This is a genomic window from Streptomyces sp. NPDC039480 (assembly GCF_055597165.1).
In genome coordinates, this window is sequence record NZ_JBVITX010000016.1 from 1 (window position 1) to 12,233 (window position 12,233).

Genomic DNA, 12,233 nt, shown 5'->3' on the forward strand with positions numbered 1-12,233 from the left:
CACCCGCCCCCACCCCCGCAGGCCGTCGCGGTCAACCCCCACCCCACCCGCCCCTACCCCCGCTGGACGTCGCGGGGTAAACGGGTGGGTGGGTGGGAAGCATCCGCCGCGAAGCGGCGGGACTGTTCGGGCCCCGCCCCGGCGCCGGGCAAGGGGGAGACCGTGCGAGGCCCAGGGGCCAGGGCCCGTAACCTGGGACCGTGAGCACTGAGCACGGCGCCCTCCTCGGCCCCGCCGACATCCGCGAACTGGCCGCTGCCCTGGGCGTACGCCCCACCAAGCAGCGCGGCCAGAACTTCGTCATCGACGCCAACACCGTACGGCGCATCGTCCGCACCGCGGAGGTCCGCCCGGACGACGTCGTCGTGGAGGTGGGACCGGGTCTCGGCTCGCTGACCCTCGCGCTGCTGGAGACCGCCGCCCACGTCACCGCGGTCGAGATCGACGACGCGCTCGCCGGCGCGCTGCCCGCGACGGTGGAGGCCCGCCTTCCGCAGAAGGCGGGTTCCTTCGGACTCGTGCACAGCGACGCCATGCTCGTCCGGGAGCTGCCGGGCCCCGCACCCACCGCCCTCGTCGCGAACCTCCCGTACAACGTGGCCGTGCCCGTGCTCCTGCACATGCTCGACACCTTCCCGACCATCGAGCGCACGCTCGTGATGGTGCAGGCCGAGGTGGCCGACCGGCTCGCCGCCGCCCCCGGCTCGAAGGTGTACGGGGTCCCGTCCGTGAAGGCCAACTGGTACGCGGAGGTCAAGCGCGCCGGGTCCATCGGGCGGAACGTCTTCTGGCCCGCCCCGAACGTCGACTCCGGGCTCGTCTCCCTCGTGAAGCGCGCCGAGCCGGTGAAGACCACCGCGTCCAAGCGCGAGGTCTTCGCCGTCGTCGACGCCGCCTTCGCGCAGCGCAGGAAGACGCTGCGGGCGGCCCTGGCCGGCTGGGCCGGTTCCGCGGCCGCCGCGGAGGCCGCGCTGGTCGCCGCCGGGGTCTCCCCGCAGGCGCGCGGCGAGTCCCTCACGGTCGAGGAGTTCGCGCGGATCGCCGAGCACAAGGAGGCGGCGGCGTGAGCGTGACCGTACGGGTCCCCGCGAAGGTCAACGTCCAGCTCGCCGTGGGCGCCGCCCGCCCCGACGGCTTCCACGACCTCGCCAACGTCTTCCTCGCCGTCGGCCTCCACGACGAGGTCACCGCCACGCCCGCCGACGCGCTGCGGGTGACCTGCGAGGGCCCCGGCTCGGACCAGGTGCCCCTGGACCGTACGAACCTCGCCGCCCGCGCCGCCGAACTCCTCGCCGCGCGGTACGGCATCGCGCCCGACGTGCACCTCCACATCGCCAAGGACATCCCCGTCGCCGGCGGCATGGCGGGCGGCAGCGCGGACGGCGCCGCCGCGCTCGTGGCGTGCGACGCGCTGTGGGGCACGAACGCCTCCCGCGCCGAACTGCTCGACATCTGCGCGGAACTCGGCAGCGACGTGCCGTTCAGCCTGGTCGGCGGCGCCGCGCTCGGCACCGGACGCGGCGAGAAGCTCCAGCCGCTGGAGGTCGGCGGCGCCTTCCACTGGGTGTTCGCCGTCGCCGACGGAGGGCTCTCCACGCCCGCCGTGTACCGCGAGTTCGACCGCCTCACCCCCGACGCGCCCGCCCCCGAGGCGTCCCCGGCGCTGCTCGAAGCCCTGCGCACGGGCGACGTCGAAGCCCTCGCGGCCACGGTCACCAACGACCTCCAGCCCGCGGCGCTCTCCTTGTTCCCCGCACTCCACGACACCCTCGCGGCGGGCACGGCGGCGGGTGCCCTGGCCGCGCTGGTCTCCGGCTCGGGCCCGACGACGGCGTTCCTCACGGCCGACGCCGCGTCCGCCCGCAAGGTGGCCGACGCGCTGACGGCCTCCGGCACGTGCCGCACGGCGCGGGTGGCGACGTCCCCGGCCCCGGGCGCCCAGCAGATGTAGCCCGGATACTCACTCCCGGATGAGTACGGGCACGCTGACGCCGGAGGCGTACCGCGCGCGACCGTACGTACATGGGATCAAGCGTTCGCGAACTCGCCGAGAAGACGCCCGCCGGGCGTGACCGGTACGTCGACCTGCTGCGGGTCGCCTCGCTCGGCACGGTCGTCGTCGGGCACTGGCTGATGGCCGCCGTGACCGTCGGAGACGACGGCCGCGCCGAGGTCGGCAACCTCCTGGCCGAGGTGCCGGAGCTCCAGCTCCTCACGTGGGCGCTCCAGGTCATGCCCGTCTTCTTCTTCGTCGGCGGGTTCTCGCACGCCCTGTCGTACCGCTCACTGAGCCGCCGGTCCGACGGGCGGTCCGTCTATGCGGCGTTCGTGCGGGCCCGGCTCCAGCGGCTGCTGCGGCCCACCATGGTGTTCATAGGGGTGTGGGGCGCGGGCGCGCTGATCCTCCAGCTGGGCGGCCGGGGCGGCGGGCTGCTCGATGTCGCGCTGCGGCTCGTCGCGCAGCCGCTCTGGTTCATCGGCGTCTACCTCGCGATGGTCGCGTTCACGCCGCCGCTGCTGCGGCTGCACGAGCGGTGGGGCTGGGGCGCGTTCGGCGCGCTCGTGGCGGCGGCCGGCGCGGTGGACGTGGCGCGCTTCGCGTTCGGCGTGCCGTATCTGGAGTTCCTGAACTTCGCCTTCGTGTGGCTCGCCGTGCACCAGCTGGGCTTCCTGCGCGCGGACGGCAGGCTGCGGATGCCGTACGTCCTGGCGGGCGCGGGCCTCGCGGGCGCCTCGCTGCTCGTGGCCCTCGGCCCGTATCCGCTCTCCATGGTCGGCATGCCCGGCGAACCCGTGTCGAACATGGCGCCGCCCACCTTCGCCCTCCTCTGCCACGGCATGTGGCTGGTCGGCGCCGTGGAACTGCTGCGCGGCCCTGCGACGCGGTGGCTGGCGCGGCCGCGGGTGTGGCGCGGCGTGGTGGCGGCCAACGGCGTCTCCATGACGGCGTTCCTCTGGCATCTGACGGCGATGCTCGGGGTGTACGGGACGCTGCTCGCCCTCGACGTCCCGCTGCCGGAGCCCGCGAGCGCGGCGTGGTGGGCGCAGGTGCCGCTGCGGATGGCGGCGGCCGCGGCTCTGACGGCGGCGCTCGTGGCGGCCTTCCGCCGCTTCGAGCGGCCGGGGACGGCGGGCCCTGTCGCGCCGGGTACGGCGGCCGCGGGTCCGGCCTCGGCCCTCGGTGTCACGCTCTGCCTCTTCGGGGTGCTCGGCCTGTCGATGGTCGGCTTCGGGGGCCTGCTGGAGGGCCGTACGGCGCTGCTGGTGGCCGTCCATGTGACGGCACCGGCGGCGGTGGCGACGGCCCTTGCCGGGTGGGTGCTGGTGGAGCGGGCGGGGCGCTCCCGCGCGGGCGACTACGCTTGAGGATCGATCGTCCCCCCTGTCAGGAGAGAAATGGCCGTCAATCTGGTCAATGTCGAGGCAGTCAGCAAGGTGTACGGCACCCGTGCCCTGCTCGACGGCGTCTCACTCGGCGTGTCCGAGGGGGACAGGATCGGTGTCGTCGGGCGCAACGGCGACGGCAAGACCACCCTGATCCGGATGCTCGCCAAGCTGGAGGAGGCGGACACCGGCCGCGTCACGCACAACGGCGGGCTGCGGCTCGGCGTGCTGACGCAGCACGACTCGCTGGACCCCGCCGCCACCGTCAGGCACGAGGTCATCGGGGATCTCGCCGACCACGAGTGGGCGGGCAGCGCCAAGATCAGGGACGTGCTGACCGGGCTGTTCGGCGGGCTCGACATGCCGGGGTTCCCGCAGGGGCTCGACACCGTCATCGGCCCGCTCTCCGGCGGCGAGCGGCGTCGTATCGCGCTGGCCAAGCTGCTCATCGCCGAGCAGGACCTGATCGTGCTCGACGAGCCGACCAACCACCTGGACGTCGAGGGCATCGCCTGGCTCGCCGAGCACCTGCGCACGCGGCGCTCGGCGCTCGTCTGCGTGACGCACGACCGCTGGTTCCTGGACCAGGTGTGCACGCGCATGTGGGACGTGCAGAGCGGATCGGTCTTCGAGTACGAGGGCGGGTACTCGGACTACGTCTTCGCCCGTGCCGAGCGCGAGCGCATCGCGGCCACCGAGGAGACCAAGCGCAAGAACCTGATGCGCAAGGAACTGGCCTGGCTGCGGCGCGGCGCCCCGGCCCGCACCAGCAAGCCGAAGTTCCGCATCGAGGCGGCCAACGAACTGATCGCCGACGTGCCGCCGCCGCGCGACACCAGCGAGCTGATGAAGTTCGCGACGACGCGGCTCGGCAAGACGGTCTTCGACCTGGAGGACGTGTCGGTCCAGGCGGGCCCGAAGCTGCTGCTCAAGCATCTGACCTGGCAGCTCGGTCCCGGCGACCGCGTCGGTCTGGTCGGGGTGAACGGCGCGGGCAAGACGTCGCTGCTGCGGGCCATGGCGGAGGCCGCGCGCAGCGCGGGTGACGTGCAGCCCGCGGCCGGGAAGATCGTCGTCGGCAGGACCGTGAAGCTCGCCTACCTCTCGCAGGAGGTGGCCGAACTGAAGCCGACGCTGCGGGTGCTGGAGGCCGTGCAGCAGGTGCGCGAGCGCGTCGACCTCGGCAAGGGCCGGGAGATGACCGCGGGGCAGCTCTGCGAGACCTTCGGGTTCAGCAAGGAGAAGCAGTGGACGCCGGTCGGCGACCTCTCCGGCGGTGAGCGGCGCAGGCTGCAACTCCTTCGGCTGCTGATGGACGAGCCGAACGTCCTCTTCCTCGACGAGCCGACCAACGACCTGGACATCGAGACGCTGACGCAGCTCGAGGACGTGCTGGACGGCTGGCCCGGCTCCATGGTCGTCATCTCCCACGACCGGTTCTTCGTCGAGCGCACCACGGACAAGGTGTTCGCGCTGCTCGGTGACGCCACGATGCGGATGCTGCCGCGCGGCATCGACGAGTACCTGGAGCGCAGGCGCCGGATGGCGGAGACCGCGAGCGCGCCGGCGACCGCGCAGGCCGCGCCCGCGCAGGCCGCCGCGGCGAAGACCGTCTCCTCCGCCGATGCCCGCGCCGCCAAGAAGGAACTCCAGAAGATCGAGCGGCAGCTGGACAAGGTCTCCACGAAGGAGACGAAGCTCCACGCGCAAATCGCCGATAACGCTACGGACTTCGAAAAGGTGGCCAAACTGGACGCCGAACTCCGTGAACTGATCGGCGAGCGCGAAGAGTTGGAAATGCGCTGGCTGGAGCTTGCGGAAGACGCGTAGAGCTCCCGTGGAGCTCGCGTAACGGACGCATTACGGGCCGGTCCTCCCTTGGGAACAGGGGCTGGACCGGACCCGTGTGGTACGGGGGCAGGGTGATAGAAAGGCTGCCCTGAGCACCACTTGGCGTGCCGAAAATCAGTGAAGGGGGAAGCGCTGATGACTCAGCCGCCCAACCAGCCGCCGCCCGGCGGCTTCGGAGCTCCGCAGCCACCGGGGCAGGAGCCCCAGCCGGGTTACGGATACCCGCAGACACCGCCGTCCACGCCTGACAATCCGTACGCGAACCAGCCGACCCAGCCCGGCCCGTACGGCAACCCGCCGCAGCAGCCGGGTCCGTACGCGAATCCGCCGCAGCAGCCGGGTCCGTACGCGAATCCGCCGCAGCAGCCCGGCCCGTACGCGAACCAGCCGCAGCAGCCGGGTCCGTACACGGCTCCGTCCCAGCAGCCCGGCCCCTACGGTCAGCCGCAGCAGCCCGGTCCCTACGCGGCCCAGCCGCAGTACGGCTACCCGCAGCAGCCGCCGACCCAGCCGCAGTTCCCCGCGGGGACCGGCGCGCCCGGCGGCGGCAGCGGCAAGAAGCGCGGCAAGCTCCTCGTGATCGCCGCCGCGGCCGTGGCCGCGCTGCTCGTCGCGGGCGGTGTCACCTGGGCGGTCGTCAGCGGTGACGACGAGGGCAAGAAGAAGTCCGAGGCGAAGAACAAGGACCCCGAGCCCACCGCCTCCGCCCCGGTCAACCCGGGCACCGGCGACGGCGACGGCCACGAGGGCAAGGAAGACCTCAACGAAGGCCGCCAGGACGGCGAGGCGAAGGTCCTCTGGTACAAGGAGGCGCCCAAGGTGCCCGGTTCCGGAGGCGACGCCCCCGGCATGTGGGTGCACGGCGACACCGTCGTCAAGGCCGCGTACAAGCAGCTCCTCGCGTACAAGGCGGGAACCGGCAAGACCGCCTGGAAGGCCATCGAGTTCCCGCAGAAGATCTGCGCGGCGACGCAGACGGCCACCGACGACGGCAAGATCGTCGTCGCGTACAAGGAAGGCACCAAGAGCGACGCCAAGTGCAACCAGCTCCAGGTCGTCGACCTGAAGACCGGTGAAAAGGGCTGGGGCAAGCCGGTCAAGGAGGAGGGCCTCTTCGACTTCGCCCTCAAGAGCCACCTGGTCCTCGTCGGCGACGTGCTGATGGTCGGCCGCGACCAGTCCGGCACCGCGCTGCGGATGAGCGACGGCAAGAAGCTCTACGTCGCGGACAAGAAGGACGAGGGCACCTGCTTCCCCAACGGCTTCGTCGGCGGCGAGAAGCTCCTCATGGCCCTGTCCTGCGGCGCGAGCACGCCCAGCGCGCACGACGAGCTGCAGCAGCTCGACCCGAAGACCGGCCGCGCCCTGTGGACCAAGAAGTTCCCCAAGGGCTGGCGCATCGGCAAGGTCTTCTCGGACAGCCCGACGATCGTGTACCTCAGCAACGAGGACAAGAAGCAGTTCAACGTCACGGTGTTGAAGGAGAACAGCGACAAGACGCGCTCCGAGGTCATCACCAAGGACACCTTCGCGCCGGAGTGCGACACCTCGGTCCTCAGCCGTGAACTGGCCGGCTGCCTGGGCGTGGCCGTCGACGACAAGTACCTCTACCTGCCGACGAGCGAGAAGAGCGGCGCGAACGACGTGGTCGCGCTCAGCCTGGCCACCGGCAAGGAGGCCTGGCGCGCCAAGTCGCCGCTGGACGAAACGATGCTCCCGCTGAAGGTCGAGAACGGCGAGGTGATCGCGTACGTCACTCCGTCGTACGACTCCGGCGGCCGCGTCGTCTCCATCGCGACGTCCGGTTCGCACAAGCCCAAGACCCTGCTCCAGCACCCGAAGGGCACATCGCGGATCGAGAGCGGCTTCTACTCGAAGGACGTCGACTACGTGGACGGGCGCTTCTACATCTCGACCACCAGCATCATGCGCTCCTCCGGCCAGGCGAAGCTGATGCTCGCCTACGGCAAGTGACGCGCCCCCACCCAGTCATCCGCTCGACCGCTCTCGTCCCCAAGGAATAGACGACGTCATGACCCAGCCGCCCCAGCCACCCCAGCAGCCGCCGAACGAGCCCCCGCAGGGCGGCTTCGGCGCCCCGCAGGACCCTCCGCCCGGAGGCTTCGGCAAGGCCCCCGACCCGGCGTACGGCTACCCGCAGGCGCCGCCGCCCCCGCCCGCGGCTCCCCCGGCGGCCCCTCCGGCGCCGCCCGCCCAGCCCACCTACGGCTACCCGCAGGCCCCCCAGGCACCTCAAGCACCCCAGGCGCCCCCGCCGCCGCAGAGCTACGGCTACCCGACGCAGCCCGCCACGCCGCAGTACCAGCAGGGCTACCAGCAGCCGTACCAGCAGGGCTACCCGCAGCCGCCGACCATGCCGATGCAGCCGCAGCCCGGTGACTCCGGTTCCGGCGGCGGCAAGAAGTTCAACAGCCAGGTGGCGATCATCGTCGCGGCGGTCGCCGCGATCGCGCTGATCGTCGGCGGCGGGGTCTTCTACGCCTCGACGAAGGACGACGACTCCAAGAACACCGCGCAGGAGTCCGGCAAGGACGGCAAGGGCGGCAAGGGTTCGGAGAAGGGCGGGCAGGGCGGCACCGCGCCGGAGCAGGGTCCCGCCAAGGAGAAGGCACCGGCCGACGCCACGGCCAAGGTCCTCATGCAGCTGCCCCAGCCCGAGGTCCCCAAGGACCAGATCTGGAACGCCACGGGCTCCGTCCTGACCGACGACATCTACGCCAAGTCCGGCGTCTACGAGCTCAACGGCTACGACCCGGACACCGGCAAGAAGAAGTGGACGGTCCCGCTGTCCGGCATGGCCTGCGCGATGTCGCGCGAGGTCACCGAGGACGGCATCGTCGCGGTCGTCACCGAAGAGGCCAAGCGGAACAAGAAGGGCGACTACGAGCAGTGCTCCAACGTCTCCGCGATTGACCTGAAGTCCGGCGACAAGCTCTGGACCGAGAGCGTCGAGACCAACGGCGTGAAGGCGACCTTCAAGGAAGTCACCATCTCGGGCACCACCATCGCCGCCGGTGCGGGCACCTCCAGCGGCGGCGCCGCCTGGGACGTCAAGGGCAAGTCCCTGTGGAAGCCGAAGGTCGGCAAGTGCGAGGACGTCGGCTACGCCGGCGGCGACCAGCTGGTCGCGGTCCGCAAGTGCGGCACGTACGGCGACGAGCGGCTGAAGGTCCAGCTCCTCGACCCGAAGACCGGCGACGACAAGTGGACGTACCCGCTCGCCGACGGCATCGACAACGCCAAGATCATCTCGACGAACCCGGTCGTCTTCGGCCAGGACACCACCGAGATCACCGCCTCCGGTGTCACGGACGTCTTCGCCCTCGGCAGCAACGGCAAGCTGCGCGCCAAGATCTCCCTGGAGGACGGCAAGTACGACCACGACTGCGGCGTGAACATGGTGAACGACTGCAAGGCGATCACCGTGGGCAACGACCGGCTGTACGTCCCGACGCGTCAGCACGACGGCGCCGGCGACAGCTACAACCGTACCAACGAGATCGTCTCCTTCTCGCTGGCCACCGGAAAGCCCACCAGCGACCGCGCGGTCGCCGGTGAGAACGGCGAGATCTTCCCGATCCGCATGGACGGCGGCAACGTCCTCGCGTACAAGGCGCACGGCTACCAGAAGGGCGCCCAGGTCGTCTCGCTCGACGGCAAGACGATGAAGGAGACCAAGCTTCTGGAGACCCCGGGCTCCGAAGCGGTCACCGACGCGATCAGCGGCATGGTCCCGAAGTCGAACGAACTCGTGTACGCCAACGGACACTTGTTCCTCGGCAAGGAGCTGCTGAGCAAGCCCTACACGAAGGACGAGAAGGAGTTCGTGGCGCTCGGCTTCGTCGCGAAGTAGCAGCGAAGCAGCCACGAAGCAGCCGCGAAGCAGTCGCGACACGGCAGGAAGTGCACGACGGCGGCGGCCGCCCCCCACACCCACCGGGGGGCGCCCGCCGCCGTTCGTGTACCCCTCCGTACTTCCCAGCGCCCCCGAAGGGCAAGGGATTTCGGCATTCCGGGCCGCTTCTGACGGGTAGGGGGCGCGCAACGTCGAACAAGCGTGTAGCTTCCGGGGGATGGAGGGTCGGGGGGCCCGCGGGGAAGTGGGGGGTTGCTATGGGTGTGCGGCTCATGGTGGTCGACGATCACCGACTGCTCGCCGAGGCACTCGCCTCGGCACTGAAATTGCGCGGGCACCGGGTGCTCGCCGCCGCCGCGCCCGCCGCCGGTGCGGCGGAACTGGTCATCAGCAGGGCTCCGGAGGTCTGCCTACTGGGCACGGCCACACCGGCCGAGCCGGGCATGTTCGACCCGGTCGTGAAGATCAAGCGGGACCGGCCGCAGGTGGCGGTCGTGGTGCTCGGCCCGGTGCCGAACCCGCGCGGCATCGCCGCCGCCTTCGCCTCCGGCGCCTCCGGTTACGTACGCCATGACGAGCGCATCGAAGGAGTGGAGCGCGCCATCATGAAGGCGCGCGCCGGGGAGGCCGCCGTCGCGCCCCAGCTGTTGCAAGGCGCCTTCAGCGAGCTGCTCAACCCGGCGGCCCAGCCCGACGACGAGGGGCAGCGGCTGCTGCAGATGCTGACGCCCCGCGAGGTCGAGGTCCTGGTGCGGGTCGCGGACGGCGAGGACACCCGGCTGATCGCCGCGGGGATGGGGATAGCGCCCAGCACGGCGCGTACGCATGTGCAGCGGGTCCTGATGAAACTGGGCGTCGGCTCGCGTCTTGAGGCCGCCGCGCTCGCCGCGCGCACGGGCCTCCTGGAGCGCGCCGAGCGTCCCGCGTCGGCCTACGCGAACAGCGTGGACAAGCCGACGGGGCCCGATTCACCGCAGTGAACCCGGGCCCCGTGGGGGATGTCAGTCGCTCTCGTCCGGCTCCCGCGCGGGCGGCACGGCCGGGCGCAGCCACAGCCACCCGAGGAAGAAGAGCCCGAGGGCGAGCATGCCGAGGCCCGTCCACAGGTTGATGTTGATGTCCTCGGCCTTCTTCAGGTCGGCGTCGGACGCGGTGATCCCGGCGATCGTCACGATGATCCCGTAGACGACGAACAGGCCGCCGATGATCCGCCGGATGTCGAAGAGGCGGGCGGCCGTCGCGGACTCGGCCTCCAGGTCGGAGACGTGCTTGTGCAGGTCGGACACGGTGTTCGGTCCTCCGGTCGGGGCTAGAGCGAGTACGGCAGGTAGCAGGCGGCGGCGAGGACGACGGCGCCCCAGCCGAGCAGGGCCGGCTTGCGGTACCAGGCGTCGTCACCCGCCTCGGCACCCTCGTCCTCCAGGCCCGGCGAGGCCGTGCCGTAGACGAGCCCGGCCAGTTCGGCCTCCGGCTTGGGGGCGGTGAAGAGCGTGACGACGACCATCACGACGGCGCCCGCGACGAAGCCGACGATCGCCGAGACGAAGTTGGCGCCCTGGTCGGTCGGGATGTCGACGACACCCTGCTTGTAGATCCAGAAGTAGTTGACCATCGCCGCGGTGGTGCCCGCGACCAGGCCCCAGACACCGGACTTCATCGAGGCCCGCTTCCAGAACATGCCGATGATGAAGACCACGAACATCGGGACGTTGAAGAAGGAGAAGAGGGTCTGGAGGTACCCCATGATGTTCGAGAACGACGAGGCGATGAACGCCGTGCCGATCGAGGCGAGCACGCCGATCGCGGTGATGAGCCGCCCGAAGTTCAGGTAGTAGCCGTCCTCCCTGTCCTTGACCACGTACTTCGCCCAGATGTCGTACGTGAACACGGTGTTGAAGGACGAGACGTTCGCCGCCATGCCCGCCATGAACGCGGCGAGCAGACCCGTGACCGCGATGCCGAGGACGCCGTTGGGCAGCAACTCCTGCATCAGATAGGGGATCGCGTCGTTGTACGTCAGGTCGGAGCCCGGGGTGCCGATCTTCGGCACGAGGACGGCGGCGACCAGGCCCGGGATCATCACCAGGAAGACGATGAAGATCTTCGGGAAGGCGGCGATCAGCGGGGTGCGCTGGGCCGCGCTCAGGTTCTTCGCGGAGAGCGCGCGCTGCACCTCGGCGAAGTTCGTCGTCCAGTAGCCGAAGGAGAGCACGAAGCCGAGGCCGAGGATGATCGTCAGCCAGTTGGCGCCGAGCGGGTTGGCGTCGCCGATGCCCGTACCGCCCCAGGCGGTCATGAAGTTGCCGCCGTGCTGCTGTTCGATGGAGCCCGTGAGGCCGTCCCAGCCGCCGACCTTCTTCAGGCCGATGACGCAGATGGGTATCAGCGCGGCGAGGATCACGAAGAACTGCAGCACTTCGTTGTAGATCGCCGAGGAGAGACCGCCGATGGTGATGTACGCGAGCACGAAGAACCCCGCGACGACGATCGCCACCCACTGCGGCCAGCCGAGCAGCGCCTCGACGACGATCGACAGGGCGTAGAGGTTCACGCCCGCGATGAGGATCGCCGCGAAGGCGAAGAGCGCCGAGCTGAGCAGGTGCGCCGACCTGTCGAAGCGCTGGAGCAGGAACTCGGGGACGGAGCGCACCTTGCTGCGGTAGTAGAACGGCATCATGACCAGGCCGAGGAAGACCATGGCCGGGATGGCGCCGATCCAGTACCAGTGGACGACCGCGACGCCGTACTGCGCGCCGGTTGCGGCCATGCCCAGGATCTCGGTGGCGCCCAGGTTCGCGGCGACGAAGGCGAGACCGGTGACCCAGGCGGGCAGGGAGCGGCCCGAGAGGAAGAAGTCGAGGCTGGTCTTGACGGAGCGCCGGGCGGCGAAGCCGATGCCGAGGACCACGGCGAAGTAGATCGCCAGGATCGCGTAGTCGAGGCCGTTGGTGGGCAGCCGAAGCCCCTCGGCCAGAGTTGTTGTGGGGGACTGCATGTGAACTCGCTTCGTTGCGCGAACGGATCAGACGGGAACCTACGCCTCTCGCTTCAATAACTGAACAGTTCTGTTGGTGTTCTTTGTTTGATCGTGATCGAGCGTTGACGCTACTGACGCGATGTG

Annotated in this window: 9 protein-coding genes; 7 read left to right on the forward strand and 2 right to left on the reverse strand. The window is 70.5% G+C overall.

What is annotated here, in order from left to right:
- Positions 1–200: 200 nt before the first annotated feature.
- From rsmA to ACZ56E_RS36380, 7 genes are all read left to right on the forward strand, one after another.
- Positions 201–1,067: a 16S rRNA (adenine(1518)-N(6)/adenine(1519)-N(6))-dimethyltransferase RsmA gene (gene rsmA, locus ACZ56E_RS36350; protein WP_471221018.1), complete on the forward strand. Its 867-nt coding sequence runs from the start codon at positions 201–203 to the stop codon at positions 1,065–1,067.
- Positions 1,064–1,951, forward strand: a complete 888-nt coding sequence (locus ACZ56E_RS36355; protein WP_471221019.1) for a 4-(cytidine 5'-diphospho)-2-C-methyl-D-erythritol kinase — start codon at positions 1,064–1,066, stop codon at positions 1,949–1,951. The genes rsmA and ACZ56E_RS36355 overlap by 4 nt, the downstream gene beginning before the upstream one ends.
- Before the next feature lie 71 nt (positions 1,952–2,022).
- Positions 2,023–3,366 carry an acyltransferase family protein gene (locus tag ACZ56E_RS36360; RefSeq protein WP_471221021.1) on the forward strand — a complete coding sequence of 448 codons (1,344 nt, stop codon included), beginning with the start codon at positions 2,023–2,025 and terminating at the stop codon, positions 3,364–3,366.
- Between the two features lie 30 nt (positions 3,367–3,396).
- Entirely contained in the window at positions 3,397–5,214 is a 1,818-nt protein-coding gene (locus ACZ56E_RS36365; RefSeq protein ID WP_471221023.1) for an ABC-F family ATP-binding cassette domain-containing protein, read from the forward strand.
- A gap of 156 nt (positions 5,215–5,370) precedes the next feature.
- Positions 5,371–7,209: an outer membrane protein assembly factor BamB family protein gene (locus tag ACZ56E_RS36370; protein ID WP_471221024.1), complete on the forward strand. Its 1,839-nt coding sequence runs from the start codon at positions 5,371–5,373 to the stop codon at positions 7,207–7,209.
- A gap of 58 nt (positions 7,210–7,267) precedes the next feature.
- Positions 7,268–9,109 (forward strand): outer membrane protein assembly factor BamB family protein, encoded by a 1,842-nt coding sequence (locus ACZ56E_RS36375; RefSeq protein WP_471221026.1) that lies wholly within the window; start codon positions 7,268–7,270, stop codon positions 9,107–9,109.
- 260 nt (positions 9,110–9,369) lie between these two features.
- A complete protein-coding gene (locus ACZ56E_RS36380) occupies positions 9,370–10,092 on the forward strand; it encodes a helix-turn-helix transcriptional regulator (RefSeq protein ID WP_468610215.1) in 723 nt (240 codons plus the stop codon).
- 21 nt (positions 10,093–10,113) lie between these two features.
- On the opposite strand, the gene ACZ56E_RS36385 is transcribed toward ACZ56E_RS36380, so the two are convergent.
- Together ACZ56E_RS36385 and ACZ56E_RS36390 are read right to left on the reverse strand one after the other, a co-directional pair.
- Entirely contained in the window at positions 10,114–10,398 is a 285-nt protein-coding gene (locus tag ACZ56E_RS36385) for a hypothetical protein (RefSeq protein WP_468610213.1), read from the reverse strand.
- Between the two features lie 23 nt (positions 10,399–10,421).
- Entirely contained in the window at positions 10,422–12,107 is a 1,686-nt protein-coding gene (locus tag ACZ56E_RS36390) for a sodium:solute symporter family protein (RefSeq protein WP_471221029.1), read from the reverse strand.
- Positions 12,108–12,233 lie beyond the last annotated feature (126 nt).

Coding starts and splice junctions, on each gene's coding strand:
- ACZ56E_RS36360 (WP_471221021.1), top strand. CDS start 2,023: ATGGGATCAAGCGTTCGCGAACTCGCCGAGAAGACGCCCGCCGGGCGT.
- ACZ56E_RS36365 (WP_471221023.1), top strand. CDS start 3,397: ATGGCCGTCAATCTGGTCAATGTCGAGGCAGTCAGCAAGGTGTACGGC.
- ACZ56E_RS36370 (WP_471221024.1), top strand. CDS start 5,371: ATGACTCAGCCGCCCAACCAGCCGCCGCCCGGCGGCTTCGGAGCTCCG.
- ACZ56E_RS36375 (WP_471221026.1), top strand. CDS start 7,268: ATGACCCAGCCGCCCCAGCCACCCCAGCAGCCGCCGAACGAGCCCCCG.
- ACZ56E_RS36380 (WP_468610215.1), top strand. CDS start 9,370: ATGGGTGTGCGGCTCATGGTGGTCGACGATCACCGACTGCTCGCCGAG.
- ACZ56E_RS36390 (WP_471221029.1), bottom strand. CDS start 12,107: ATGCAGTCCCCCACAACAACTCTGGCCGAGGGGCTTCGGCTGCCCACC.